The following is a 26,627-nucleotide window of genomic DNA, read 5'->3' as shown; positions in this document are numbered from 1 at the left end:
ATCTTCGTCGTCCGTCGAAGCGCCTTTCCAGCAAGGTAAGCCTAAATCGTCAGTGCCGGAAAGTATCTTGACGTCGAGATAAATCTACCACGGTCACAACCGGTCGAACACCAGCCCGCGCCGTCGGGCGAAGCGGTAGAACAGCTCGATGCCTCCGGCTCCCACCGCCCCGACGGCGACACCCCACGCGAGGGCGGCATCGAGCTGCAGGTGCATCTCGAAGAACGACGACGTGAACGGGATAACGCAGACGAGGATAAAGGCGGCCGCGACCGCGGCGAGGAGCAGCCATCGGATGCCGGTGAGCGGCCGGGTGAGCACGCACAGGATCCACAGCGAGACGCAGAACAGAGCAACGGTCGTCACGCTGCGCGCCTCGTGGAGCGGCAGGCTGCGGTACAGCGGGGCGTAGGCGACGATCGCGGTCACGCCCGCGATGAGACCGGTCGGGATGGAGTACCTGAGCACCCGGCCGAGCACCCCCGGCGTGTAGATGCGTTTGTTGGGAGCGAGGGCCAGGAAGAAGGCTGGGATGCCGATGGCGAGGGAGGACACGAGGGTCAGCTGCCGCGGCAGGAACGGGAATGGCCACAACACCACCGCACTGACCAGGGCGAGCAGAATGCCGTAGGTCGTCTTGGCCAGGAAGATGTTGGACACGCGCTCGACGTTGGCGATCACGCGGCGACCCGAAGCCAGCACATCCGGCAGCCGGTCGAACCGGTCGTCGAGCAGGACGACGCGCGAGACGGCCTTGGTCGCGGCGGTGCCCGTCCCCATTGCGATGCCGAGGTCGGAGTCCTTCACCGCCATGGCGTCGTTGACGCCGTCGCCGGTCATCGCGACGGTCCGCCCGCTCTCCTTGAGGATGCGAACAGCAGCGCGCTTCTGGTCCGGGCTCACGCGTCCGAGCACTCCGGCCGTCTTCAGCGCTTCGGCGAGCGCCTCATCGGACGTCAGCGTGGAGGCGTCGACCGTCTCCCCCTCCAGCTGCAGCTCCCGTGCGATGGCCGCGACCGTCACCGGGTTGTCGCCGGACATCACGACGACGCGGACGGCCTGCTGGCGGAAGTACTCGAGGGTGTCCCGGGCCTCCGGTCGCACGGTCTCGGCCAAGAGGACGAGGAGCGCCGGCTCGACGCGGGTTCCCGCCAGGGGGATGTGCACACCTTCCGGCAGCGGGTCCAAGGCCCGCGCGAGTGCCAGGGTGCGCAGACCGGTCGCGGCCAGCTCCGTCGCCCGGGCCAGCGCCTCGGGATGCGCCTCCAGCACCCGCTCGGGGGCGCCCAGCACCCACGAGCTCGAGGCCTCGTCGACGCTCATGATGAGGGCGCTGTACTTCGTCGCCGAGCTGAACGGGATGCGCCGGCTCACCCGGAATCGGTCGCTGCGGAACCGCGAGCCCAGGATGCCGGACGTCGCGTTTCCTGCTTCGTCGGACCCGAACGCGGCGAGCGCGATCTCCGCCAGCCCGTCGTTTGCGTCCCCCACCCACTCCGTACCGTGCAGCGAGAGCTCACCGGTGGTGAGCGTGCCCGTCTTGTCGAGGCACAGGACGTCGACGCGTGCCAGCACCTCCACCGCGGCCAGCTCTTGCACGAGCACCTTGCGGGTCGCCAGCTGGATCGCCGCCACGCCGAACGCGAGACTCGTGAGCAGCACGAGACCTTCGGGGATCATGCCGACGACGGCGGCGACCGCATCGAGCAGGGCACGTCGCCACCGGTCGTCGACGAACACCTCGGTGAACCCGCCGTACGTCAGCACCCGCCCGATGAGCGTGATCAGGATGAGCGGCCCGAGCACCCAGGACAGGTAGACGAGGATGCGGTTCGTCGCTTCGCGCAGCTCCGACCGCACCAGCGAGTGCTTGCGGATCTCGCTGGTCAGCCGGCTCGCGTAGGAGTCGGCGCCGACGGCGGTCACTGCGGCCTGGCCGGTGCCCGTGACGACGTGCGAGCCCGAGAGGAGCGACGCTCCGTCGTCCTTGAACACGGGATCGGACTCGCCGGTCAGCATCGACTCATCGAGCGACAGCCCGGTGCTCTGCACCACGACAGCGTCGGCGGGCACCTGATCCCCCGGACGCAGCACGAGCAGGTCGTCGAGGACGACGTCTTCGAGCGCCACCGTCACGACCTCGCCGTCACGGCGCACACGGCTGTGCGGCGCCGCCAGGAGGGCCGCACGATCGAGGACGCGCTTCGCCCGGTACTCCTGCACGATGCCGATCAGCGCATTGACGATGACGATGCCGAAGAAGAACCCGTCGCGCAGGTCGCCCAGCAGGACGACCACGACGAAGCAGGCGGTGAGGATGCCGTTGAACAGCGTGAAGATGTTCTCGCGGAGGATGTCGCCGAGGGACCGCGAGCTGGGCTGGGTCTGCGTGTTGACCCGCCCGTCCGCCACGCGCTGGGCGACCTGGGCAGCGGTCAGCCCCTCGCGTGTCCCCGCCTCCAGCATGCGTTCCCCTCCGTCGCGCCGGTACTGCTTCTACTTTTCAGACGCGGATGGGCGCTGATTCGTGACGGGTTTCTGCGGGAACTGTCCCTTGACCACGAACCACGTCACGAGCAGCAGCGGCGCGTAGAGCGGAACGCCCATCAGCAGCTTGGTGAGCGCCAGAGCGCTCGTCGCCGCGTCCGTGTGCGCGAGGTAGAGCGGCACCTGCACCACCAGCCGGGCAGCGAAGAGCAGGAACCAGAAGAACGTGAGCGCCTGCATCACGCGGAACTTCCGCTTGTCGCGTCGCCAGGCGACGCCGTCGCCCATGAGGTACCCGGCCGCCAGCCCGATGATCGGCCAGCGCACGAGCATCGAGATCAGGATGCCCGCGGCGTAGGCCGCGTTCGTCCAGATGCCGAGGAGGAAGTTGTCCTCCCCACGGCCCGTGATCAGCGCGAGGATCGCCGAGATGCCGACGCCGATCAGCCCCGCCAGCGCCTGGGTGACCGGCGTCTTCCCTACGATCCGCGCCACGGTGAAGACGACCGCTACGGCCACCGAGCAGCCGATGGACAGCGGAACGTTCTGCGTGAACGTGAAGAGGATGAGGAACACGAGTCCGGGGAGGATGGTCTCGCACAGTCCGCGGACGCCGCCGAGCGCCCCGAGCAGGGCGGCACTCGTCGACGTGTCGTTCTCGGCCAGCTGGCCCAGTCCGGACCGCCGGGCTGCGGCGGCGATGCTGTCGCCGAGTCCCGGCGCGGGCGCACCGGCGTCGGCCGTCGTACCTGGCTCCGCAGGACGCGCGTCCGGCTCGCCCTCCGGACTGTGGTCTTCGCTCATGCTCGCGCCTTACAGAGAGGAGTAGTCGTTCTCGTTGCCGGCGGTCGGCGCGGCCGGCATGCGCAGCGGGATGAGGTCGCGTGGCGGCATCGGAACGGTTCCGCGCACCACGACGATGCTGCGGAACAGGTCTTCGACCAGCGCAGCGGCCTCCGGCTGCACCGCGGCGTCGCCCGCGATGACGCCGCGGAGGAACCAGCGCGGCCCGTCCACCCCGACGAAGCGCGCGACGCGGGTCTCGACTGCGCCGCCCTGCGGAGCGGCGACGGGGATCTCGGCGACCAGCTCGGGACCGAACGCGCCATCGCGTGCGGTCACACGGCCGCCCTGGCGCTGGATCTGGTCCGTGATCTGGTCGCGGATCTCGTGCCACAGTCCACTCGACCGCGGGGCCGCGAACGGCTGCACCTGAAGGGTCGAGTTCGCGTAGTCGAGGCCGACGGCGACGACACGCTGGGACTCCTCCTCGACCTCCAAGCGCAGGTGCAGGCCCTCCCGCGGAAGGATCTTGACTCCGCCCAGGTCGACGTAGGGGCGGACCGGGTTGGCCTCGCTCTCGTCGAGCGGCCCCTCCGTCGCGCGGTCCTCGGGCGCCGACTTCTCGAACTCGGGCGCGTCGCCCGGCTCGAGTTCGGCTCCGTCGTCCCCGCGAGGGGTGTCGCTGATGTCGCTCACGCGTGTTCTCCTGTTTCCGTCACGGTGTATCCCGACGAGCCGAAGCCCGCTGTGCCGCGGTGGCTGTCCGGGAGGGTGTCGACGGGGATGAACCGGGCTCGCGTGACCGGCATGACGATCAGCTGGGCGATCCGGTCGCCGACGGCGATATCGTACGGCATCGACCTGTCGGTGTTGAGGAGGGTGACCTTGATCTCACCGCGATATCCCGCGTCCACTGTGCCCGGTGCGTTGACGATCGTGAGACCGTGCCGCATCGCGAGCCCACTGCGCGGGACGACGAATGCCGCGAAGCCGTCGGGCAGGGCGATGGAGACGCCGGTCGGCATCGTGAACCGCTCCCCCGGCCCCAGCACGACGGCTTCCGCTGCGCACAGGTCGGCGCCGGCGTCGCCCGGGTGCGCGTAGGCGGGAGGGATCGCGGCGATGATCGGGACGTCGACGGTATCGGTCACGTGACGAGGGTAGTGCAGAAGTCTGATCGAATAGGGTCATGGACCTGTATCGAGAGCGGCTCTGGGCGACGCCCTGGCTGTTCGTCTCCACCCTGCTCGTGATCCCCGCGATCATGCTCGTGTTCGCACCGATCAACCTCGCCGTCGGCGTGGTGCTGGCGGTCCTGGTGTATGTCGCGTGGGCCGTGTTCCTGGTGACGACGGCTCCGGTGATCCGGGTGACCGAGCAGGAGCTGGTCGCCGGGCACGCGCGCATCCCGATCGCCCTGGTCGGGGAGCCGACCGCGTACCGCGGCGAGGACGCGACGCTGGAGCGCGGCCGCCGGCTCGACGCCCGCGCGTGGATGCTCATCCGCGGGTGGATCAAGCCGGTCGTCAAGGTGCCGGTCGTCGACCTGGACGACCCGGCGCCCTACTGGCTGCTCTCAACAAGAAACCCGGACCAGCTGGTCCGGGTTCTCGGTGATGCTCGACGGTCTTCGTGACTTAAGCTGCGCACTCCACGCAGATCGGCCCGAGCTTGGTGTCGTGGTCGATCTGCGAACGGTGCTTCACCAGGAAGCAGTTCACGCAGGTGAACTCGTCCGCCTGGGGAGGCAGCACGACGACGTCGAGGTCGAGGTCTGAAAGGTCGGCACCGGGGAGCTCGTACCCGCCGGGGTTATCGGCGTCCTCGACGTCGACGACGCCCGACATCTTGTCCGGGACACGCTCCTTGAGGGCCTCGATCGACTCGGAGTCGTCCTCGGTCTTCCGCGGTGCGTCGTAATCCGTTGCCATGCCCATCCACTTCTCGTCGTAACGGCCGATTCTCGCAATCGGCGGCCATAGTTTGCATCAATCGCTCCCGAATAGCAAAACCACTCAGGAGCCTCTCAGCGATTGCCAGATGTGCAACTTCCGGCACGCCCGTCGTATTCCCCGGATTGCCCACTTCCGCGTGGCATCCTGAGGCCGTACGAACGAGCTCGGAAGGCAATCCACATGCAGGATTTGAAGGTCATCGGGGTCGAGAACGGCGCTCTCGTCGCCGTCGGCGACGACGGTGAGCGTTTCCGCATCGCCGTCGACGACGCATTGCAGTCGAAAGTGCGGCAGGTGCGTCAGGAGACGCCCTCCGACGCCCCCAAACTCTCTCCGCGCGAAGTGCAGGCGCACATCCGCTCCGGCATGTCCGCGGAGGATGTCGCTGCGGTCACCGGCGCGCCTCTGGAATACGTCCAGCGGTTCGAGGGACCGATCCTGGCCGAGCGCGAGCACATCGTCGCGAGCGCCTTGAGCGTGCCCGTCCACACCACCGACGCCGTCGATCCCCTGGGCGACGCCGAGACGTTCGGCACGGTCATCCGCGACCGGCTCGCGTCGCTGGGCGTCGCGGGCGAGCGCTGGGCGAGCTGGAAGGACAGCGAGACCGGCTGGATCGTCAAGCTCGAGTTCACGGCCGACACGATCGACCACGATGCGCGCTGGTCGTACGACGCCCGCAAGCACTCGCTGGCGCCCCTCAACTCCGAGGCGACCACGCTGTCGCAGGCCGGCGAGCTGCGGGGCGGCTCGCTGATCCCCCGGCTGCGTGCGGTGCTGCCGCACGAGGGCGAGCCCGACACGTCGCGATTCGACAGCGGTGCCTTCACGTTCCCCGCGCCCTCCGTCGACCTCCTGGGTCCGGAGGTCACCGCCCCGATCGAGCCGCTGCCGCAGGGCCGGGCGCCCGGGGCCAACAACTCGATCGCCGTCTCCGCCATCAAGCGCGCCGATGACGGAGCACCTCGCGACCTGCACCAGACCGCCGACCTGCTGGAGGCGCTGCGGCGCCGGCGCGGCGAGCGGGAGGCCGCGAGCTACGACGAGCGACCGGCTCCGCAGCCGCCAGTGCCCGCTGACCACCCGGTCACGCCGCCGCAGAACTCCGCGCCCACGCCGTTCCGGGTGATCGACGAGCGTCCTCCGCTCGCCGAGCAGCCGTCCCTCCCCCTCGATGTGCCTGCTCCGCCGGCGAGCCCGGCCGGTCCCGTCACGTCGTCCAACGACTCGGGCCCTCAGCCGTCCTCCCGTAAGAAGGGGCGCGCCTCGATGCCGAGCTGGGACGAGATCGTCTTCGGCGCGCGCACGGACGACGACCTGGCGTAGATCGAGCGCTCAGCGGTGTCGATGCCGGCATCCCGCGCGGATGCTTCTATCCTGTGGGGATGCTTCCCACCGACACTGGGCGGACGATCAGTGCCGGCCTGCGCGGGCACGACAACGCCCTCGGGCTGATCCGGCTCGTCCTGGCACTGGCAGTTCTCGTGTCGCACACGTGGCCTCTCGGCGGCTTCGGCCATGACCCGGGAGGGACGATCACCCGCGGGCAGACGACGCTCGGTGGGCTGTCGGTGGCCGGGTTCTTCGCCATCAGCGGCTACCTGATCACCAAGAGCGGGATGTCCGCCGACGTCGTCCAGTTCCTGTGGCGCCGGGTTCTGCGCATCTTCCCGGCCTTCCTGCTGGTCCTCCTGCTCACGTCGCTCGTCCTCGGGCCGGTGATCTGGACGTTGGACGGCCACCCGCCCATCGCCTACTTCGGGCGGTCGGGGGCGAGCCCGTGGCATTACATCGCGAGCAACTGGACGCTGGCGGTCCACTCCTTCGGCGTGCGGGACGTGTTCCAGTTCTCCACTCCGTATGGCCGCGAGACCGGCGCGAGCGTGCTGAACGGGTCGACGTGGACGTTGGAGTACGAGTGGGCCTGCTACATCATGGTCGCGATCCTTCTCGTCGTCGGCGTGCTGCGGCGCGCCCGGTCAGTCATCCTGGTCGTCGCCGGGGCGATCCTCGCCGCTCAGATCATCGACCTCATCACCCCCGGAGCGCTGGGCGGCATGACCAATTCGCTGTTCCTGACGCTCGCCGCCCCGTTCGCGGTCGGAGCCGTCTTCGCGGTCTACTCACGGGTCATCCCGCTCACGGCCGGGTGGGGGCTGACGGCCGGCGTCGTTCTGATCGGGACGCTGCTCCTCGGCGGCTACGCGGTCATCGGAGTGCCCGCCGGTGTCTACTTCATCCTCTGGCTGGGTTCCGCCATCCCCGGCCGGCTGCGCCGCGTCGGGCAGACCAACGACATCTCCTACGGCGTGTACCTGTTCGCCTTCCCAGTGCAGCAAACGCTCGCATACGCGGGCCTGTACAGGCTCGGAGTCGCCCCGATGATCCTGGTGGCCGCCGCCATCGTGCTCGGCCTCTCCTGGCTGAGCTGGCGGTTCATCGAGAGGCCCGCCATGTCGTTGAAGGGGTGGGGACCGGGACGCGGGCTCGCGTTCTGGGTCCAGCGGTTCCGCCGTAGTACCCCGGCCCCGGATGCGGCGGACGCAGCGGCCGATGGCACCGCGCCACCGGCGCCGGCGCCGGGCGCAGCCGAGATCAGCCGGCCGCTCCGAACCGCAGCAGGGGAACCCGCGTCTCCTCCGGCGTGAGCGACCCGTGCTGGCCGATCATGTTGCGGCCCGTGCGCTGCGGATCGCGGCCGTCGTAGTACGCGATGCGCTTGCGCGCCGCGACCAGCACATCCCCGATCCGGGGTGCGACCGCCGGATCCACGGTCGGGCCGAACCAGCCCGCCTCGATCGCCTCCGCACGCGTGGCCACCCACGAGCGATCGCCCTCGGAGTCGCGCCAGCGCTCGGCGACCGCCGTCGCCAGCACGCCCTCCTGAGCATCGGAGCCGAGATACAGGTGCAGCGCCCGAGGCTCCCCCGCAACCTCGGCCACGCCCTCCAGTAATTCCGGAGCAGTGTCGTAGAGGACATGACCGCTCTCCGGTACGTCGACCACCCCGTGGTCCGCCGTGAGCAACGCTCCGCGCCCAGGGCCCAGCCGGCGGGCGAAGGACGCGACCAGCGCATCCACCGTCTCCAGCGCTGCGGTCCACTCGGGTGACTCCCATCCCCGAGCATGAGCCAGCTGATCCAGCTCGGCGACGTAGAGGTACGTGAGACCCGGGCCTGCACCCGCGACGATCTCGGCGGCCGCGTCGAAGCGCGCGCCGAGAGACTGAACGCCGATGAACTCCGCGCCGCGGAGGACCGCAGCGGTGAATCCCGAACCCGCGAACTTCGGCAGCCCGATCGCGCGGGCGCGCACGCCCTCCTCGGCAGCACGCTCGAAGACCGTGCGCGATCGCTGCCAAGTGGCGGGATCCATCCGGGCGTCCCAGCCGGAGAGCTGGTTGGTGAGGCGGCCGGCGTCGTCGCGCACCCGGTAGCCGACCAGACCGTGCTCGCCGGGCATCGTGCCGGTGGTCAAGGTGGCCAGCGCCGCGGCCGTCGTCGTCGGGAAGCCCGCGTCCATCGTCGTCGCCTTGCCCAGCAGAGGAGCGAGCGTGCGGGCGTGGCCGGAGCGCGCCCGCAATGCGGCGGCGCCGAGGCCGTCCACGACGATGACGACCAGGTGCTCCAGCGGCGGGAGCGCGAGGTCGTTCTGCTCGCCGGTCAAGGCGGCCAGCGAACTCGGCAGAACCGTGGCGAGGCTCGCTCGGGTGGTGAACGCGGCCGGTAGCATGGGGGGCATCCGGCCCAGTCTGGCACAGCCATCGCGGGGCCGGCCGAGCCACCCGACGCCCGATCCGAGCCCGCCCGATCCGAGCCCGCTCCATCCGAGCCCCTGCACAGAATGCACGAATGACACCAGCAGACGAAACGCCCGCCGCCGCCACGACGGAACGCATCGAAGACGTCGACGTCACGACCGAGATGCAGGGCTCGTTCCTCGAATACGCCTACTCGGTGATCTACTCGCGGGCGCTTCCGGATGCCCGGGACGGCCTCAAGCCCGTCCAGCGCCGCATCCTGTACATGATGACCGAGATGGGCCTCCGCCCCGACCGCGGCCACGTGAAGTCCGCCCGCGTCACGGGCGAGGTCATGGGAAAGCTCCACCCGCACGGCGACAGCGCGATCTACGATGCGCTCGTCCGGATGGCGCAGGACTTCACCCTCCGCGTCCCCCTCGTCGACGGCCATGGCAACTTCGGCTCGCTCGACGACGGCCCCGCCGCCGCCCGGTACACCGAGGCGCGTCTCGCCGCGGCCGCGCTGGCGATGACCGAAGACCTCGACGAGGACGTCGTCGACTTCGTCCCGAACTACGACAACCAGCTGATGCAGCCGGATGTGCTCCCTGCCGCCTTCCCCAACCTGCTGGTCAACGGCGCGAGCGGCATCGCGGTGGGCATGGCGACGAACATGGCCCCGCACAACCTCATCGAGGTCGTCGGAGCCGCCCGCCACTTGCTCGAAAACCCGGACGCGAGCCTCGACGACCTGATGGCCTACGTTCCCGGTCCGGACCTTCCGGGCGGCGGCACGATCGCCGGGCTGGGCGGCGTGCGCGACGCCTACGCCACCGGGCGCGGCAGCTTCCGGATGCGCGCGAAGGTCACCGTCGAGTCGGTGACGGCGCGCAAGAGCGGGCTGGTCGTGACGGAGCTCCCGTACGGAGTCGGGCCGGAGAAGGTGATCGAGAAGATCAAGGACGGCGTCAACGCGAAGAAGCTGAACGGCATCTCCGACGTCACCGATCTCTCCGACCGGCAGCACGGCCTCCGGCTCGTCATCGGCATCAAGACCGGGTTCAGCCCGGAGGCCGTCCTCGAGCTGCTCTACCGGCACACCCCGCTGGAGGAGGGCTTCGCGATCAATAACGTGGCGCTCGTCGCCGGTGGCCCGCAGACGCTGGGCCTGCGCGAGCTGCTCCAGGTCTACCTCGACCACCGCATCAGCGTCGTCACCCGGCGGTCCCAGTACCGCCTGGCGCGGCGCACGGAGCGGCTGCACCTCGTCGAGGGCCTGCTGGTCGCCATCCTGGATATCGATGAGGTCATCCAGGTCATCCGCACCTCCGACGACACCGAGCAGGCTCGCGGCCGGCTGATGCAGGTCTTCGACCTGAGCACCCTGCAGGCCGACTACATCCTGGAACTCCGGCTGCGGCGGCTGACCAAGTTCAGCCGCATCGAACTCGAGACCGAGCGCGACCAGCTGCTCGCCGAGATCGCGGAGCTCGAAGCGCTGCTGGCCTCGCGCCAGCGCATCGAGGACCAGGTGTCGGACGAGCTCGAGCGCGTGGCCGCCACCTTCGGGACGCCGCGCCGCACCCTCCTCACCGAGGCCAAGCCGTCGATCGCCGGGACATCGCGGAGCAAGGCCGCGAACGTCCAGCTCGAAGTCGCGGATGTGCCGGCCCGGGTGTGCCTGTCGACGACCGGGCGCATCCTGCGCGTGGATGCAGTGCCCGGTACGGATGACGCGGACGGCGGCCTCGACCGCATCCAGCCACCGGCGCGGCGGAGCAAGCACGACGCGATCCTGTCGTCGCTCGACACGACGAGCCGCAGCGAGATCGGGGCGGTGACCAACAGGGGGCGGCTGATTCGGTTCTCCCCCGTCGACCTACCGGGTGTGCCGGCCAACTCGATCCAGCTCGGAGCGGGCGTCCGGATCGGCGACTACCTGGCCCTCGCCGACAAGAAGGAGCGCATCCTGGCGCTCGTGTCGCTCGACTCCGACCGGACGATCGCGCTCGGCACGAAGCAGGGCGTCGTCAAGCGCGTGACCGCGGGCGACTGGGCGAACAAGCCCGAGTTCGAGGTCATCGCGCTGAAGCCCGGCGACGAGGTCATCGGCGCGACGACTGTGACGGATGACGACGAGCTGGTGTTCGTGTCCAGCGACGCGCAGCTGCTCCGGTTCGCCGCCTCGACCGTCCGGCCCCAGGGGCGTGGCGCGGGCGGCATGGCGGGCATCAACCTCGGCGAAGGCGCGCGCGTGGTCTACTTCGGTGCGGTTGCGGCCGGCGAGGCAGCGGAGGCGGTCGTGGCCACCATCGCCGCGAGCGACGCCACGCTGCCGGGAGCTGACCCGGGCACCGCCAAGGTGAGCGACTGGGCGGAGTATCCGACCAAGGGCCGCGCGACCGGAGGGGTACGCGCCCAGCGCTTCCTCAAGGGCGAGAGCGAACTCGTGCTGGCCTGGGTCGGTCCCGCACCGGCGCTGGCGGTCGCCGCCGACGGCGCCGCTCGCACCCTCCCCGAGGGCGGCTCGCGCCGCGACGGCAGCGGCACCCCCCTCGACACCGTCATCGCCTCCATCGGCCGCCGCATCGCCTGACCCGGCTCCCCACAATCGCTTCCTCACTTAATCCGACAAAACGCCGCGCGCGAGCGGATTAATCGAGGAAGCGATTGTGGGGAGGTGGGGAAATACGGTCAGGCGTCGATGCGGGAGCGGGACAGGTCGTCGGCGCCGGCGATGATGAACTCCTTGCGCGGGGCGACGTCGTTGCCCATGAGCAGCTCGAAGACGCGGTTTGCCGCCTCGGCGTCGGGGACCCGCACCCGGCGGAGCGTGCGGTGCGCGCGGTCCATCGTGGTGGTCGCCAGCTGGTCCGCATCCATCTCGCCGAGACCCTTGTAGCGCTGGATCGGCTCCTGGTACTTCTTGCCGCGCTTCTTGAGGTCCGCGAGCACCGCCTGCAGCTCGGCCTCCGAGTACGTGTAGATCGTCTCGTTCGGCTTCGACCCCGGGTTCACGGCGACGACCCGGTGGAGAGGCGGCACCGCGGCGAACACCCGCCCCTCCTCGATCATCGGCCGCATGTAGCGGAAGAACAGGGTGAGCAGCAGCGTCCGGATGTGGGCGCCGTCGACATCCGCATCCGACATGATGATCACCTTGCCGTAGCGGGCCACCGACAGGTCGAAGCTGCGCCCGGAGCCGGCCCCGATGACCTGGATGATGGCCGCGCACTCGGCGTTCGACAGCATGTCCGAGATGGATGCCTTCTGCACGTTGAGGATCTTGCCCCGGATGGGCAGCAGCGCCTGATACTCGCTGTCGCGCGCACGCCGGGCCGTCCCGAGCGCCGAGTCGCCCTCGACAATGAACAGCTCGCTGTTCGCGACGTCGTTGGAGCGGCAGTCGACCAGCTTCGCGGGGAGGGATGAGGTCTCCAGGGCGTTCTTGCGACGCTGCGTCTCCTTGTGCGCCCGCGCGGAGATGCGCGACTTCATCTCGGCGACGACCTTGTCGAGCACCAGGGCCGACTGCGCTTTGTCGTCGCGCTTGGACGAGCTGAAGCGCTCGGCCATCGCCTTCTGCACGACATTCGCGACGATCGCGCGAACGGCGGGCGTTCCCAGGATCTCCTTCGTCTGCCCCTCGAACTGCGGCTCGGGCAGACGCACGGTGAGGACCGCCGTGAGGCCCGCCATCACGTCGTCCTTCTCCAGCTTGTCGTTGCCCGCCTTGAGCCGGCGCGCATTCAGCTCGACCTGCTGGCGGAGGAATTTGAGCATCCCCTGATCGAAGCCGGCCTGGTGGCTGCCGCCCTTCGGCGTCGCGATGATGTTCACGAAGCTGCGCATCACGGTGTCGTACCCGGTGCCCCACCGCAGAGCGATGTCGACCTGGCAGTCGCGCTTCAGCTCGGTCGGCACCATCGCCCCCGAATCCGAGAGCACGGGAACCGTCTCGGTGAAGTGTCCCTCACCGGTCAGGCGCCACGTCTCGGTGATCGGGCTGTCGGGCGCGAGGAAGTCGACGAACTCCGAGATGCCGCCGTCGTACCGGAACGTCGTCAGCCCGGCCGAGTCCGTTCCCTCTGCCACCGGCCGCTTGTCGTCGATGGAGAGCGTCAGCCCCGGAACCAGGAAGGCCGTCTGCCGCGCACGCCCGACGAGGTCGGTGGTGGAGAACTCGGCACCCTTCGTGAAGATCTGGCGATCGGCCCAGTACCGGATGCGCGTGCCGGTGACACCCTTGCGCACCTTGCCGACGACCCGCAGCTCGCTGTCGCTGACGAACGGGGTGAAGGCGCTGTCCGGGCTCGGGACGCCGTTCTTGTCGTCGAAGATCCCCGGCTCCCCGCGGTGGAAGGACATCGCCCAGGTCTTGCCGTCGCGGTCCACCTCGACGTCGAGCCGCTCCGAGAGCGCGTTGACCACCGAGGCACCGACGCCGTGCAGACCGCCCGAGGCCGCGTACGACCCGCTTCCGAACTTGCCGCCCGCGTGGAGTTTGGTGAAGACGACCTCCACGCCGCTCAGCCCGGTCTTCGGCTCGATGTCGACGGGGATGCCGCGCGCGCCGTCCCGAACCTCGACGCTGTCGTCGCTGTGCAGGATGACGTCGATGGCCGTGCCGTGACCGGCGAGGGCTTCGTCGACCGAGTTGTCGATGATCTCCCAGAGGCAGTGCATGAGCCCGCGGGAGTCGGTGGAGCCGATGTACATCCCGGGTCGCTTGCGGACGGCCTCCAGCCCCTCGAGCACCGAGAGGTGCCTGGCAGAATAGTCCGAACTCGCCACGGGCGCTCCTTGCTGGGTCGACTGCGCCGAGCGGGCGCATGCTCAGACTCCAGCGTAAGCGGCGGACGCGGCACACTACGCCACCGACACCCCTGCTCTGGGGAGGCTACGCGTTGAGCGAAATAGCAGCCAACACGCGCCTGGTTCGCCGGTATCCGTGGTTCTATAGACGTACCGAGTTCACCGGTTGCGACGGAAGGAGCATCACATGTCGACACTTACCTCGGAGAACGGGGCCGTTGACGAGCTCGCATCAGGGCCGCAACTGACGGCTGCGGACCGCTGCGACAGCTGCGGCGCTCAGGCATACATCCGGGTCGTCGTGAACAACGGCGAGCTGCTGTTCTGCGCGCACCACGGCAAGAAGCACCAGGAGAAGCTCTCTCAGATCGCCCACAGCTGGCACGACGAGACGGCACGCCTGTTCGAAGACCAGCGCGCCTGAACCTGGCCGCATGACGACCAGAACGGGTGTGCGCCGACGCGCCCACATCGATCTCGACGTCATCCGCTCGACAGCAGCATCCTCCCCTTACCCTCTCCCCGACTGCACCGCCGACCTCCGCGCCGACGCGTACGGACACGGACTCATCCCCGTGGCCTGTGCGCTGATGGATGCGGGGGTCGGCGGTTTTCTCGTATCCCGGGTCGAAGATGCGGCCGCGCTGGCAGACGAAGGCCTGCCGGCAGCCGTTGACGTGGGTATTGCCGGCGAGGCGCCCCTGCTCGGACCGGAGCTTTTCGGCCTCGACCCCGCGCTGCCGACCCCTCCCGCGATGCGACTGGAGGGCGAAGTCATCGCCGTGAAGCGCGTACCCGCCGACCGCGGGGTGTCCTACGGCTACACCTATCGCACCGCGCGCCCGAGCACGCTCGTGCTGGTCGCGCTCGGCTACGCCGACGGCATCTTCCGTGTCGCCTCGAACAAGGCGCCGGTCAAGGTCGGCGCGACGACGGGCCGCATCACCGGCCGGATCGCGATGGACCAGTTCGTGGTCGACATCCACGACGACACGGCTGAGCCCGGCGACACCGTCGTGCTGTTCGGCGATCCCGCGCGGGGCGAGCCGTCGGTGAGCGACTGGGCGAACGCGCTCGGCATCGCCGCGCCCGTGATCACGAGCCGGCTGGGCCGGCGCATCGAGAGAACGTACGAATCCGCGATGGCGGACGGAGGGACGTCCGCATGACGATCGTGGACGCCGTCGCCGAGCCGCTCCCCCGCGCCGTCATCGACCTGGCCGCAGTGCGCCACAATGTCGCGCACCTCACCCGGTTGATCGCCCCTGCCCAGACGATGCTCGCGGTGAAGGCCGACGCGTACGGGCATGGGCTGCTGCCCGTCGCCGACGCCGGGCTCGCCGCCGGTGCGACGTCGCTCGCCGTGCTTGAGATCCCCGCGGGACTGGTCCTCCGGCACGCGGGCGTCGACGTTCCGATCCTCGCCTGGCTGCACGGGCAGGACACCGACTGGCGGGCCGGCATCGAGGCTGACATCGAGCTGGGCATTTCTGCGCTCTGGCAGCTGGAGGCGATCGAGGCCGCACGCGCCAACCGCCCTGCGATCGTCCACCTCAAAGTGGACACGGGCCTCAGCCGCAACGGAGCCACACGTGAGGAGTGGCCCGGCCTCGTCCGGGCGGCCCTGGACCTCGAGCGCCGCGGTGTGGTCCGCATCCGGGCCGCGTGGTCGCACCTGGCCGACGCCTCCATCGCCGACGACGAGGCCGCCCTCGCCGAGTTCCGCGACGCGGTCGCCGAGGCCGAGTCGCTCGGCGCGCAGTTCGAGGTGCTGCACCTCGCGGCCAGCTCCGCCGGCATCCGGATGCCCGAGGCCCGCTTCGACTTCGTCCGCTTCGGCATCGCTGCGTATGGTTTCTCCCCCTTCGACGACTCGACCGGGGCCGAGCTCGGCCTCATCCCCGCGATGCGTCTGGAGGCGCCGGTCACCGAGGTGCACGTCGGCGGCACCACGCACGTCCGGCTGGGGATCGGCTACGCCGACGGCGTTCCGACGCTCGGGATCGCGAAGACGTCGATCCAGCTGAACGGCCGCCGGTGCAGGGTCATCAACGTCGACGCCGACACCATGATCGTGGATGCGGGACCGCTGCGCGTGGCGGTGGGCGACACGGCCATCCTGTTCGGACCCGGCACGGACGGCGAGCCGACCGCCGAGAAGTACGCGGACTGGGCCGAGACGATCGCGGACGAGATGATCACCGGCGTCGCCGCCCGCGTGCCACGGGTCTACGTGAACTGACGCCGTTAGAGCGAGACGCCGAGACGGTCGGCGATGGCCCTGCGCGCATTGGTCGCATAGCGGTCACCGCGCTCCGCCTGCGGTACCGGCGGCAGCTCGCTCCGGAGCGCGGTGCTGAGCAGGCGGTCGGCCAGCGCCGGGTTCATCGGAAGCAGCGGGCCATGCAGGTGCGTGCCGATCGACGCTCCGACCACGACGCCCTCCGTCCCGTCGCCGTTGCCGGTGCCGCTGACGATGCGTCCGAGCGGCTCGGCGCCATCCAGCACGGTGCGGGCCGAGTGGTTCTCGAAACCGGCGACGGTCGTGCCGTCCGCCAGCCGCACGACGACCTCGCCGACGTGGCGCTTCGCGCCGAGCGCGGCCCGCGTCGGGAAGACGCCCGCGCCCGCGAGCAGCTCGCCCTCGGGCGTCTCGAGTCCGGTGCCGAGCAGCTGCCAGCCTCCCGCGATCGCCAGGAACGGCACCCCTGCGCCCTGCCACTCCCGCAGGCGCGGGGCGATGCGCAGGACGTCCTCGTGCACGGCGCGCTGCCCGGAGAGCGGGCCGGACCCGATGTGCACGATGTCGACACCGGCCGGCAACTCGGCCCCGACGGCGTGCGTCGCGACCTCGACGTCGATACCGTGCCAGCGGGCCCGCACGCTCAACGCCAGCACGTTGCCGGCGTCGCCGTTGATGCCCAGCTCGGCCGGGTACAGGTGCAGGATGCGCAGCACGGTCATCGCTCGCCGCCCTCCAGGTCGAGGAAGCCCAGCTGCTTGCGGATCAGCATCATCTGCTCGTAGTTCACGATCATCGTCTTGGTCCCGCGCGCCGGTTTCGGCAGCTTCAGGAACGCCTGGAGTGCGGGCTTGAGCTCGGGGAGCACTTGGTCGACGTCGATGCCCGCGTAGGCGAAGCGGGTCGCGAACTGCCACGCCTTCGTGCCGGACACCACATCCACGTGGGTGAGCTTCGAGAGGTCGATGTCGTAGATCCACGACGGGTCGGGCGTGCCCTCGTCGACCGCCACGAACACTTGCTCGGGCGACTCGGCGAGGTAGTCGAGGTTGAGCTGCAGGCTCGGCGGGTTCTTCATCATGATGATCTCGACGTCCTCGTCGCCGACCTTCAGCGTCTCGCCCCGGCCGTACACGGTGCGCAGGGCTGCCATGGCGGCCACGACGGAGTTCGGCTGGAAGCGGTCGCCCAGGAGCCGGCGCGCCATCGCGGTCGCGCCCGCCGCATCCACGGCGTAGTGCAGTCCGCGCGCGGGCAGGCCGATGCGGACGGTCTCGCCGCCGATCGTCAGCTGCGCGCTCTGCAGCTCCAGCTTGCTGACGAACACCGACGGGATCGGCAGCGTGCCGGCGGCGGCTCCGGAGAGGTCTTTGACGTTCGCCAGACCGTTCGGCGACGCCTCGATGATGGAGGGAGCGACGGCGAACGTCGTCACGTCCCGACCCTGCGCGGTCAACTCGGCTCCGACGCGGGCGAGACTGTCGTCGTCGGCGTTCACCACGACGAACTCGGACGATCCCTCGGCGATGGAGCGCAGCATCCCGATCACCCGGGTGGGCTCGAAGAAGCGGTTCAGCTGGTCGATCTGCACGTTGAGCAGCAGTGACCCGCGCGGCTTGAGCACGCGCGCCAGGTCGACGCCGTAGGCCTCATCCACCTCGATGACGCCGACATCGCCACGGACGAAGCCGTCGAGCGGCACGTCGGCGAGCAGAGCGGAGGCGATGCCCTGGGGCAGGTTGCCGCCGGAGGGGTTGGTGAATACGTCCAGACCGTGCTCGCGCAGGATGGCCGTGAGCATGTTCGTGGTCGTGGACTTGCCGTTCGACCCCGAGACGAACACGACGCCCAGCGGGAGCCGGCTGACCGCGCGCTCCAGGAACTTCGGAGCGATCGCCAGCGCGACACGGCCGGGGACCGCAGAGCCGCCTCCCCGCAGGCGAAGCAGCCAGCGGGCGAGGCGGCCGGCGATGACCGCCAGTCGGTAGCGCACCGGTTTACTCGAGGTAGTCGCGCAGCGACTGCGAGCGCGACGGGTGACGCAGCTTCGCCATGGTCTTCGATTCGATCTGACGGATGCGCTCGCGCGTCACACCGAAGGTGTCGCCGATCTGGTCGAGCGTCTTCGGCATCCCGTCGCCCAGGCCGAAGCGCATGCGGATCACGCCCGCCTCACGCTCGGAGAGGGAGTCGAGGAGGCTCTCCAGCTGCTTCTGCAGCATGGTGAAGCCGACCGCGTCGGCCGGGACGACCGCCTCGGTGTCCTCGATCAAGTCGCCGAACTCGCTGTCCCCGTCCTCACCCAGCGGGGTGTGGAGCGAGATGGGCTCGCGACCGTACTTCTGCACCTCGACGACCTTCTCCGGGGTCATGTCGAGTTCCTTCGACAGCTCCTCGGGGGTGGGCTCGCGGCCCAGATCCTGCAGCATCTGGCGCTGCACACGGGCGAGCTTGTTGATGACCTCCACCATGTGGACCGGGATGCGGATCGTGCGCGCCTGGTCGGCCATGGCGCGGGTGATCGCCTGACGGATCCACCACGTGGCATAGGTGGAGAACTTGAAGCCCTTCGTGTAGTCGAACTTCTCGACGGCACGGATGAGGCCCAGGTTGCCCTCCTGGATCAGGTCGAGGAACTGCATGCCGCGGCCGGTGTAGCGCTTGGCGAGGCTCACGACCAGTCGCAGGTTGGCGCCGAGCAGGTGGCTCTTCGCCCGCTGACCATCGCGCGCGACCCACTTGAGCTCGCGCTCGAGCTCCTTGGTGAGGTTCGGCGTGTTGGCGAGCTTGTCCTCGGCGAACAGCCCGGCCTCGATCCGCATGGCGAGCTCGACCTCTTCGGCCGCGTTCAGCAGGGGGACCTTACCGATCTGCTTCAGGTAGTCCTTGACCGGGTCGGCCGTGGCGCCGGTGATCGTGCTGGAGTAGACGGGGATGTCGTCATCCTCGTCCACCGCACGGAGCACCAGGGCGTCGGTCGGCAGCGGGATCTCGATGGGGGCGACCGCCGCGGGCGTCGTGCCCTCGGTGTCGTCGGCATCGGTGTCGTCGGAGTCGGTCTCGTCCGCGGTCTCGGCTACCGTCTCGGTCTCGTCGGCGACCTCCTCCACCTCGATCTCGACGTCGTCGCCGACCTCTACATCGTCTTCGTCGTCCGCCGCGCCGTTTGCAGCGGCCTGCTTCTTCGCAGCCGCCGTCTTGGCCGTGGCCTTCGCCGGGGTCTTCGTCGCCGTTGCCTTGGCCGCCGCCTTCTTGGGCGCCGCCTTCTTGGCTGCGGGCTTGGTCGTCTCGTCCGCCGCGACGGTCGTGGTCTCGTCGACCTCGACCTCCGCTTCGCGGGTCTTCGTTGCTGCACGGGTTGCCATGTGAACACCTTTCATACCAGGCAGAGGGGCCGGGATCCTGACGGCCGAGCCTGGCTCAGGGTTGCGTGCGGACACTACTAAGACCCAAGTCAAGTCCTGGTGGTGGCGCCGGGCATCATCTAATGCTCCGACCCAGGACATGAAAGGGTCTAGTCGTCAATTATTGCACGTTATCGGTACACCCCCGACCACGTCCGGTCCCATTTCGGATGGGATCCGCGAATCCGGTTCCGCGTCGCCGCCGCTCGCGCCGTTACAGCGCTTCGTGACCGCGGCGCCTCCTCCACGCTCCGACAAGTGCAACCCAGAGAGGGGCCACTTCTATTCCCTCTTCCTCCTGCAGCCGGCGGCGGGTCCTGCGGCGCGCACGGATGAGAAAGCCGACGCCGATCCCGATGATGACGTACTGGATGGCGAACGCCCACCGGAAGTGGTCCAGCTGATACAGCTCGGCGTCGCCGCCCGCGCCGTGCGCCTGAACGTCGAGGGAGACTCCGATCAGGAACATCATCACGAAGCTCGCCAGGAACCCGCCGACGTTCACGATCCCATTCGCCGACCCGAGACTGTGCAGCGGGTTGAAGGTGCGCGCGAAGTCGAAGCCGATTAGCGACCCCGGGCCGCCGATGCCGATCGCCGCGATGAGCACAATCACCGTCCACAGCGGAGGTGTGCCCGGCCACAGCAGCACCAGCGACCACGCGACGGCCATGAGGGCGACGATCCCGAGGACCAGGTTGCTGCGCCGGAGAGGGAAGCGCGCGGTCAGGATCCCCAGAATCGGGCCGGAGATGAGCCCGGCTCCGACCAGGACGGTCAGCAGGGCAGACGCCTCGGCGGGCTCGATGCCCAAGGCGAAGACGAGGAACGGGATGCCCCACAGCAGACTGAATACCGTGCCGGAGGACTGGGTCACGAAGTGCGACCAGAACCCGAGCTGCGTGCCCGGCCGCGTTAGGCTGATCCTGAGCTGGCGCAGCGAGTCCGGCCAGCTGGCGGGCCGCGGGCCTTCGGTCGCCCCGACGGGCTTGTCGGCGATGCCGATGACGATCCCGATCAGCGCCACGACCGAGAGGGCAGCGGCGGAGAGGAAGGCGACCGTCCATCCCGATAGGTGGAGGAGGAGGGCGAACGGGATGGCGGAGAGCACCTGGCCCAGCTGGCCCACGTTGCCGATCCACTGCGAGAGCTGCGGGACGATCCGGCCGCGGAACCAGGAGTTGACCAGACGCATCAGGGAGGTGAAGACCGTCGCATCCCCGGCTCCGACGAGCACGCGGCCGACGATCGCGATCGTGATGGTGGGCGCGAAGGCCACGGCGACCTGTCCGACGACCATCAGCGCCGTGCCGATGAGCATCAGGACGCGGGAGCCGATGCGGTCGATGAGGACGCCGACGGGGACCTGCATACCGGCGTAGACGATCAGTTGCACCACGGCGAGCGTCGAGAGGACTGCTGCGGAGACGTGGAACCGGTCCGTGGCCGCGACACCGGCGACGCCGATCGTCGTGCGCTGCATGACCGCGATCAGGTAGGCGAAGACGCCGATCCCGTAAACGACCCAGGAGCGACGCGAATTCACTGAACGATCCTACGCCCGGCTATGCAGTCGACCGCGCCCACCGAGCACGCCGACCGGCGCGGTGTGCGTTCAGCGCTCGCCGCGCCCGTTCTCCTCGTCGCCGTGACGGCGGAAGGCCAGGAAATTCTCCAGTTCCGCTGCGATCTCGTCGGCGCTCGGCAGCTCACCGTCGCTGTCGGTCAGCGGGGAACGCAGCTGCGTGTCCTCCATGTAGGAGTCGTGGCGCTCCTCCAGCGTGCCGACCAGGCGGCCGAGCTCGGTGTTGCCCGCGACCTGCTCGTCGATGTTGGCGATGAAGTCGCGATCCTCCTGGCGGAGCCGGTCGGTCGGGAAGATCAGCCCGGTCGCCGCGGAGATCGAGTCGAGGGCCGCGACCGCCGCCGCCGGGTACTCGGTGTCGGCCAGGTAGTGCGGGATGAGCAGGATGAAGCCCGCGATGGGATACGACAGCTGCTGCAGCCGGAACTCGAGCAGGTGGAGCGCGTTCGCCGGCACCTGCGTGTGCGGCTTCCAGATCGACATCGAGTCGATGAGCTCCTGCCGGTTGCCGCTCACTGTCACGCCGATCGGGCGGGTGTGCGGGACGGGCATCGGGATGGAGTGGACCCAGGTGATGCTCTTGACCTTGTAGCGGTCGATCAGGCCGAGCACCGCCTCCGTGAACGCCTCCCAGCGGAAGTCGGGCTCGAAGCCGGAAAGCAGGAGGAACGGCTGGCGGAGCTCGTCATAGGCCAGGTACAGCTTGAGCGTCGCCGGCTGGTAGTCGGTCAGGTGGTCCTGGTCGAAGTAGATGATCGGACGCCGCGCACGGTAGTCGAGCAGGATGTCCGCGTCGAAGGTCGCGACCACTTCGCTGTCGAGCGTGCCGAGCAGATAGGTGCCGAGCTGGCTCACTCCGGAACCCGCGTCGGCGAAGCCGGTCAGGCCGGCGACAAGCGGCAGCCCCTCCGGCACCTCCAGTGCCGGATTCAGCTCGAACAGTTGGCGGGGGTCACGCATAGTTCAACTCTAGAGCGGACCTCGCCGGACGAAGCCCCCGACAGCCGCCGACCGGAACGCCCACAGCGAACACCCGCGTTAGGGTCGATGCATGACCGTTCCCACGCTGATCGTGACCGACTCCCCCACGCCCGCGAACTCCCCCGACGTCGTCGTGGTCGCCGCACGAGCCGCCCGCGACGGCGTGAGCGTGCTCTCCGGAGCGGACCGGGAGGAGCTGGCGCTGCAGCTGCGCCGGGTCGGGTTCTCCGGCGGCAAGGATGAGCTGCTGCGGCTGCCCGGACAGGGCGACGGACCGTCGCTCGCCGTGATCGGACTGCCCGAGGGCGGCGAGGACGGCCTGCGCTACGCGGCCGGCAGCGCGGTGCGTCAGCTCGCGGGGACCGCGTCCGTCGCCCTCGACCTCCCTGCGGAGAGCGCCGCGGAGGTGGGTGCGGTACTGGAGGGCGCGGCGCTGGGTGCGTACGCCTTCACCGAGTACCGCGAGAAGAGCCGCGCGTCGGCCAAAGACCCGGTGGGCTCGATCGAGGTGCTCGCAGGGGAAGCCACCGTCGGTGACGACGAGGGCGCATCCCTGGTCGCGCGGGCGGGCGCGGTCGCCGAGGCCGCCTCCCTCGTCAAGGACCTGGTCAACATGCCTCCGCTCGACCTCTATCCCGCGACCTTCGCCGAGCGCGCGACGGCCGCGGCGTCCGGCCTGCCGGTCGAGGTGACCGTGTGGGATGAGGAGAAGCTCGCCGCCGACGGGTTCGGCGGCATCCTGGGCGTCGGCCAGGGCTCGACCCGCCCGCCGCGTTTGGTCAAGGTGACGTACGCACCGGAGGGCGCCGAACGTCACCTCGCGCTGGTCGGCAAGGGCATCACCTTCGACTCGGGCGGCCTCTCGCTGAAGCCCGCGACGGGGATGGTCGGCATGAAGTACGACATGACCGGCGCGGCGACGGTGCTCGCGGTCGCGCTTGCCGCGGCGCGCCTCGCACTGCCCGTGCGGGTCACGGCATGGCTGTGCCTCGCCGAGAACATGCCGTCGGGCTCCGCCATCCGCCCCAACGACGTGCTCCGCATCCGCGGCGGCCGCACGGTCGAGGTGCTGAACACGGACGCCGAGGGCCGCCTGGTGCTCGCCGACGGTCTCGTCGCCGCCAGCGAGGAGCAGCCGGATGCGATCGTCGACGTCGCCACCCTGACCGGCGCCGCCATGGTCGCCCTCGGCACCCGCTACGCCGCCGTCATGGGCTCGGACGCACTGGTGGCCGATGTGCTCGCCGCGGCGGAGCAGACCGGCGAACTGCTGTGGCCCATGCCGCTCCCCGCCGAGCTCCGTGCGACCATCAACTCCGACGTCGCGGACATCGCGAACGCGAACCCCGGCAACACGGCGGGCGGCGCGCTGCTGGCCGGCGTGTTCCTCCAGGAGTTCGTCGGACGCACCGGAGACGAGGACGACGCGCCGCGCATCCCGTGGGCGCACCTCGACATCGCCGGTCCTGCGAAGAGTCCCGCCGCGCCGTACGGCTTCACGGGCAAGGGACCGTCCGCCGTGAGCGTAAGAGCGCTCATCCGCCTGGCCGAGACCATTTCCGGGAAGTAGTAGGGTCGTATGGGCGGAAAAACCCGCCCATCAACACGTCTCCCGGAGCATCCCTCTGGGCGGCTTCGTGTCACAAGATCCTGATGCGCGAGGGAGTAACTGGGTGTCTGAGCAGAACTTTGACGTTGTAGTGCTCGGCGGTGGGAGTGGAGGCTACGCAGCGGCGCTGCGTGCGGCCGAGCTCGGCTTCACCGTCGGCATGATCGAGAAGGACAAGGTCGGCGGCACCTGCCTGCACCGCGGCTGCGTCCCGACCAAAGCGCTGCTCCACGCGGCCGAGATCGCCGACTACTCGCGCGAGTCCTCGAAGTACGGCATCGTCACCCAGCTGCAGGGCGTCGACATCAACGGTGTGACCGAGTACCGCCAGGGCATCGTCGCCAAGAAGTACAAGGGCCTGCAGGGCCTGGTCAAGGCCCGCGGCATCACCGTCATCGAGGGCGAGGGCCGCCTCACCTCCCCGACGACCGTCCAGGTCGGCGAGAACACCATCGTCGGCAAGAACATCATCCTTGCCACCGGCTCGTACTCGCGGTCGCTCCCCGGCCTCGAGATCGGCGGCCGCGTCATCACCAGCGAGCAGGCGCTCGAGCTCGACTACGTGCCCAAGAAGGTCGCCGTGCTCGGCGGCGGAGTCATCGGCGTGGAGTTCGCCAGCGTCTGGAAGTCGTTCGGCGCCGACGTCACCATCATCGAGGCGCTCCCCCACCTCGTCCCGAACGAGGACGAGTCGATCAGCAAGTCGCTCGAGCGCGCCTTCCGCCGCCGTGGCATCGACTACCGCCTCGGCATCCGCTTCCAGGGCGTCACCCAGGACGAGAACGGCGTCGTCGTCACCCTCGAGAACGGTGACACCGTCGAGGCCGACCTCCTGCTCGTCGCCGTGGGCCGTGGCCCGCTGACCCAGGGACTCGGCTTCGACGAGGTCGGCGTCACCCTGGACCGCGGCTTCGTCATCACCGACGAGCGCCTGCACACCAACATCCCGGGCGTCTACGCCGTCGGCGACATCGTCCCCGGACTGCAGCTCGCGCACCGCGGATTCCAGCAGGGCATCTTCGTCGCCGAGGAGATCGCGGGCCTGAACCCGATCGTCGTGCCGGACATCAACATCCCCAAGGTCACCTACTGCGACCCCGAGGTGGCCTCCGTCGGCCTGACCGAGGCGAAGGCGGCCGAGAAGTACGGGGCCGACAGCGTCTCGAGCTACGACTACAGCCTCGCGGGCAACGCCCGCAGCGAGATCATCGGCACCAACGGAAGCGTGAAGGTCGTCCGCCTGAACGACGGACCGGTGCTGGGCGTTCACATGATCGGCGCCCGCGTCGGCGAGCTGATCGGCGAGGCACAGCTGGTCGTGAACTGGGAGGCGTACCCGGAGGACATCGCGCCTCTCGTCCACGCGCACCCCACGCAGAACGAGTCGCTCGGCGAGGCCTTCCTGTACCTCGCGGGCAAGCCGCTGCACACGCTCTAAGACCACAGGGCGGGTCCGCCGCGCGCGGACCCGCCTGCAATAAGCTACTGAACGATCAGGTTTGAAGGAGAAAAGCTCATGAGCGAATCCGTCAGCCTCCCGGCGCTCGGAGAGAGCGTCACGGAAGGCACGGTCACCCGCTGGCTGAAGAACGTTGGCGACCGTGTCGAGGTGGACGAGCCTTTGCTCGAAGTCTCGACCGACAAAGTCGACACCGAGATTCCGTCACCGATCGCCGGCGTCATCGAGGCGATCCTGGTGCAGGAGGACGAGACGGTCGAGGTGGGAACCGCGCTCGTGACGATCGGCGACGGCTCCGGTGCCGGCGCCGAGGCTCCGGCTGCGCCGGCGGAAGAGGCCGCTCCGGCGGAGGCCGCTCCTGCTGAGCAGGCTGCTCCCGCTCCGGCTCAGGAGGCTGCTCCCGCGCCCGCTCAGGAGGCTGCTCCCGCGCCCGCTCAGGAGGCTGCACCTGCCCCCGCGGAGGAGGCTGCACCCGCCCCCGCGCAGGAGGCCGCTCCCGCCCCGGCTCAGGAGGCCGCTCCCGCTCCGGCGCCTGCCGCTCCGGCACAGGCCGCCCCCGCTGCCGCTCCGGCTCCCGCGCCGGCCCCGGCTGCCGCACCGGCTCCCGCCTCGTCGGGCGCCCACGCCGGCAACGCGGGCTACGTGACCCCGATCGTGCGCAAGCTCGCGAACGAGCAGGGCGTCGATCTCTCCACCATCACCGGCACCGGTGTCGGCGGGCGCATCCGCAAGGAGGACATCCTCCAGGCGGCGGCTCCGGCCGCGTCGGAGTCCGCTGCCCCGGCCGCTGCGGCGCCGGCTCCCGAGGTGTCGCCGCTGCGCGGCACCACGCAGCCGATGTCGCGTCTGCGCAAGGTCGTCGCCGAGCGCGCCGTCGTCTCGATGCAGTCGACCGCGCAGCTCACCAGCGTGGTCGAGGTCGATGTCACGAAGGTGGCCGCATTCCGCGACCGCGTGAAGGGCGACTTCCTCGCCAAGACCGGTGTGAAGCTGTCCTTCCTGCCGTTCTTCGCTCTGGCCGCGGCCGAGGCGCTGAAGACGTACCCCGTCATCAACGCGACGGTCGACGGCGACAGCATCGTCTACCCGGACCACGAGAACATCTCGATCGCGGTCGACACCGAGCGCGGCCTGCTCACCCCGGTGGTGCGCAACGCCTCGGAGCTCGACCTCGCCGAGCTGGCGAAGCAGATCGCCGACCTCGCTGGACGTACGCGTGACAACCGCCTCAAGCCGGACGAGCTGGCCGGCGGCACCTTCACCCTGACGAACACGGGTTCGCGCGGCGCACTGTTCGACACCCCGCTCGTCTTCCTCCCGCAGGTCGCGATCCTGGGTACCGGAATCGTCACGAAGAAGCCGGTCGTGGTCTCGGCGGATGGGTCCGACTCCATCGCGATCCGCTCCACGGTCTACCTGGCGCTCTCCTACGACCACCGCATCGTGGATGGGGCCGACGCGGCCCGCTTCCTCGTCGCGGTGAAGAACCGCCTCGAGGGCGGCAACTTCGAGGGCAACCTCGGTCTCTGACCCGCTCCGGCAACCGCACACACGGAACAGCCTCG

General features: G+C 69.6%; 22 protein-coding genes. 10 read left to right on the top strand and 12 right to left on the bottom strand.

Translation table 11 applies throughout. The features are described 5' to 3' along the window. Positions 1 to 93: 93 nt before the first annotated feature. Genes P3F85_RS06085 through dut form a run of 4 tightly spaced genes read right to left on the bottom strand, consistent with a single transcriptional unit; the run spans position 94 to position 4,421 of the window. Positions 94 to 2,466, bottom strand: a complete 2,373-nt coding sequence (locus P3F85_RS06085) for an HAD-IC family P-type ATPase (RefSeq protein ID WP_374010353.1) — start codon at positions 2,464 to 2,466, stop codon at positions 94 to 96. Between the two features lie 30 nt (positions 2,467 to 2,496). After that, on the bottom strand, positions 2,497 to 3,291 hold the full coding sequence (locus P3F85_RS06080; protein WP_374010352.1) for a DUF3159 domain-containing protein: 795 nt from the start codon (positions 3,289 to 3,291) through the stop codon (positions 2,497 to 2,499). Between the two features lie 9 nt (positions 3,292 to 3,300). Next, positions 3,301 to 3,966 (bottom strand): DUF3710 domain-containing protein, encoded by a 666-nt coding sequence (locus tag P3F85_RS06075; protein WP_374010351.1) that lies wholly within the window; start codon positions 3,964 to 3,966, stop codon positions 3,301 to 3,303. Next, the gene (gene dut, locus P3F85_RS06070) at positions 3,963 to 4,421 is read right to left on the bottom strand and encodes a dUTP diphosphatase (protein ID WP_374010350.1); all 459 of its coding nucleotides are present in this window, start codon (positions 4,419 to 4,421) and stop codon (positions 3,963 to 3,965) included. The genes P3F85_RS06075 and dut overlap by 4 nt, the downstream gene beginning before the upstream one ends. A gap of 38 nt (positions 4,422 to 4,459) precedes the next feature. Here dut and P3F85_RS06065 point away from each other — a divergent pair, with 38 nt between their 5' ends. Continuing rightward, positions 4,460 to 4,906 (top strand): DUF3093 domain-containing protein, encoded by a 447-nt coding sequence (locus P3F85_RS06065; RefSeq protein WP_374010349.1) that lies wholly within the window; start codon positions 4,460 to 4,462, stop codon positions 4,904 to 4,906. A gap of 1 nt (position 4,907) precedes the next feature. Here the strand turns inward: P3F85_RS06065 and P3F85_RS06060 are convergent, their stop codons facing one another. Further along, positions 4,908 to 5,201: a DUF4193 domain-containing protein gene (locus tag P3F85_RS06060; protein WP_285116440.1), complete on the bottom strand. Its 294-nt coding sequence runs from the start codon at positions 5,199 to 5,201 to the stop codon at positions 4,908 to 4,910. 204 nt (positions 5,202 to 5,405) lie between these two features. Between P3F85_RS06060 and sepH the strand changes: the two genes are divergently transcribed. Both sepH and P3F85_RS06050 read left to right on the top strand, forming a co-directional pair. Then, positions 5,406 to 6,551 (top strand): septation protein SepH, encoded by a 1,146-nt coding sequence (gene sepH / locus P3F85_RS06055; protein WP_374010348.1) that lies wholly within the window; start codon positions 5,406 to 5,408, stop codon positions 6,549 to 6,551. A 59-nt stretch (positions 6,552 to 6,610) separates the two neighbouring features. Then, the gene (locus P3F85_RS06050; protein ID WP_374010347.1) at positions 6,611 to 7,873 is read left to right on the top strand and encodes an acyltransferase family protein; all 1,263 of its coding nucleotides are present in this window, start codon (positions 6,611 to 6,613) and stop codon (positions 7,871 to 7,873) included. Here the strand turns inward: P3F85_RS06050 and P3F85_RS06045 are convergent. Next, positions 7,821 to 8,957, bottom strand: a complete 1,137-nt coding sequence (locus tag P3F85_RS06045) for an alkaline phosphatase family protein (protein WP_374010881.1) — start codon at positions 8,955 to 8,957, stop codon at positions 7,821 to 7,823. The two genes, P3F85_RS06050 and P3F85_RS06045, sit on opposite strands and share 53 nt — an antisense overlap. Positions 8,958 to 9,076: 119 nt before the next feature. Here P3F85_RS06045 and P3F85_RS06040 point away from each other — a divergent pair, with 119 nt between their 5' ends. Beyond that, positions 9,077 to 11,563 carry a DNA topoisomerase (ATP-hydrolyzing) subunit A gene (locus P3F85_RS06040; protein WP_374010346.1) on the top strand — a complete coding sequence of 829 codons (2,487 nt, stop codon included), beginning with the start codon at positions 9,077 to 9,079 and terminating at the stop codon, positions 11,561 to 11,563. Positions 11,564 to 11,661: 98 nt separating this feature from the next. Here P3F85_RS06040 and P3F85_RS06035 read toward each other — a convergent pair whose 3' ends face one another. Next, a complete protein-coding gene (locus P3F85_RS06035; protein ID WP_374010345.1) occupies positions 11,662 to 13,761 on the bottom strand; it encodes a type IIA DNA topoisomerase subunit B in 2,100 nt (699 codons plus the stop codon). A 208-nt stretch (positions 13,762 to 13,969) separates the two neighbouring features. Between P3F85_RS06035 and P3F85_RS06030 the strand changes: the two genes are divergently transcribed. Genes P3F85_RS06030 through P3F85_RS06020 form a run of 3 tightly spaced genes read left to right on the top strand, consistent with a single transcriptional unit; the run spans position 13,970 to position 16,024 of the window. Continuing rightward, positions 13,970 to 14,206 carry a hypothetical protein gene (locus tag P3F85_RS06030; protein ID WP_374010344.1) on the top strand — a complete coding sequence of 79 codons (237 nt, stop codon included), beginning with the start codon at positions 13,970 to 13,972 and terminating at the stop codon, positions 14,204 to 14,206. A gap of 10 nt (positions 14,207 to 14,216) precedes the next feature. Continuing rightward, positions 14,217 to 14,951, top strand: coding sequence for an alanine racemase C-terminal domain-containing protein (locus P3F85_RS06025; RefSeq protein ID WP_374010343.1), 735 nt, complete (start codon positions 14,217 to 14,219; stop codon positions 14,949 to 14,951). Continuing rightward, positions 14,948 to 16,024, top strand: coding sequence for an alanine racemase (locus tag P3F85_RS06020; protein ID WP_374010342.1), 1,077 nt, complete (start codon positions 14,948 to 14,950; stop codon positions 16,022 to 16,024). Before P3F85_RS06025 ends, P3F85_RS06020 begins: the two co-directional genes overlap by 4 nt. A 5-nt stretch (positions 16,025 to 16,029) precedes the next feature. On the opposite strand, the gene P3F85_RS06015 is transcribed toward P3F85_RS06020, so the two are convergent. The 5 genes from P3F85_RS06015 to P3F85_RS05995 all read right to left on the bottom strand — a co-directional run bounded on the left by P3F85_RS06015 (position 16,030) and on the right by P3F85_RS05995 (position 21,973). Then, the gene (locus P3F85_RS06015) at positions 16,030 to 16,746 is read right to left on the bottom strand and encodes a type 1 glutamine amidotransferase (protein WP_374010341.1); all 717 of its coding nucleotides are present in this window, start codon (positions 16,744 to 16,746) and stop codon (positions 16,030 to 16,032) included. After that, positions 16,743 to 18,017 (bottom strand): MurT ligase domain-containing protein, encoded by a 1,275-nt coding sequence (locus tag P3F85_RS06010; RefSeq protein ID WP_374010340.1) that lies wholly within the window; start codon positions 18,015 to 18,017, stop codon positions 16,743 to 16,745. The genes P3F85_RS06015 and P3F85_RS06010 overlap by 4 nt, the downstream gene beginning before the upstream one ends. 4 nt (positions 18,018 to 18,021) lie before the next feature. Continuing rightward, positions 18,022 to 19,389: an RNA polymerase sigma factor gene (locus tag P3F85_RS06005; RefSeq protein WP_374010339.1), complete on the bottom strand. Its 1,368-nt coding sequence runs from the start codon at positions 19,387 to 19,389 to the stop codon at positions 18,022 to 18,024. A gap of 253 nt (positions 19,390 to 19,642) precedes the next feature. Beyond that, positions 19,643 to 20,974: a nitrate/nitrite transporter gene (locus P3F85_RS06000; protein ID WP_374010338.1), complete on the bottom strand. Its 1,332-nt coding sequence runs from the start codon at positions 20,972 to 20,974 to the stop codon at positions 19,643 to 19,645. A 69-nt stretch (positions 20,975 to 21,043) separates the two neighbouring features. Next, positions 21,044 to 21,973, bottom strand: a complete 930-nt coding sequence (locus P3F85_RS05995; protein WP_374010337.1) for a proteasome assembly chaperone family protein — start codon at positions 21,971 to 21,973, stop codon at positions 21,044 to 21,046. A gap of 91 nt (positions 21,974 to 22,064) precedes the next feature. On the opposite strand from P3F85_RS05995, the gene P3F85_RS05990 reads away from it, so the two are divergent. From P3F85_RS05990 to sucB, 3 genes are all read left to right on the top strand, one after another. Further along, positions 22,065 to 23,564, top strand: a complete 1,500-nt coding sequence (locus P3F85_RS05990; RefSeq protein ID WP_374010336.1) for a leucyl aminopeptidase — start codon at positions 22,065 to 22,067, stop codon at positions 23,562 to 23,564. A gap of 103 nt (positions 23,565 to 23,667) precedes the next feature. Then, positions 23,668 to 25,041 carry a dihydrolipoyl dehydrogenase gene (gene lpdA, locus P3F85_RS05985; RefSeq protein WP_374010335.1) on the top strand — a complete coding sequence of 458 codons (1,374 nt, stop codon included), beginning with the start codon at positions 23,668 to 23,670 and terminating at the stop codon, positions 25,039 to 25,041. A 78-nt stretch (positions 25,042 to 25,119) separates the two neighbouring features. Beyond that, the gene (gene sucB / locus P3F85_RS05980) at positions 25,120 to 26,592 is read left to right on the top strand and encodes a 2-oxoglutarate dehydrogenase, E2 component, dihydrolipoamide succinyltransferase (RefSeq protein WP_374010334.1); all 1,473 of its coding nucleotides are present in this window, start codon (positions 25,120 to 25,122) and stop codon (positions 26,590 to 26,592) included. Positions 26,593 to 26,627: the final 35 nt, after the last annotated feature.

The sequence above is a fragment of the Leifsonia sp. T36S-04 genome (assembly GCF_042465655.1).
Lineage (GTDB): Bacteria > Actinomycetota > Actinomycetes > Actinomycetales > Microbacteriaceae > Leifsonia.
The sequence above is the reverse complement of the archived record's forward strand: the minus strand, read 5'-3'. Positions and strand labels throughout refer to the sequence as shown.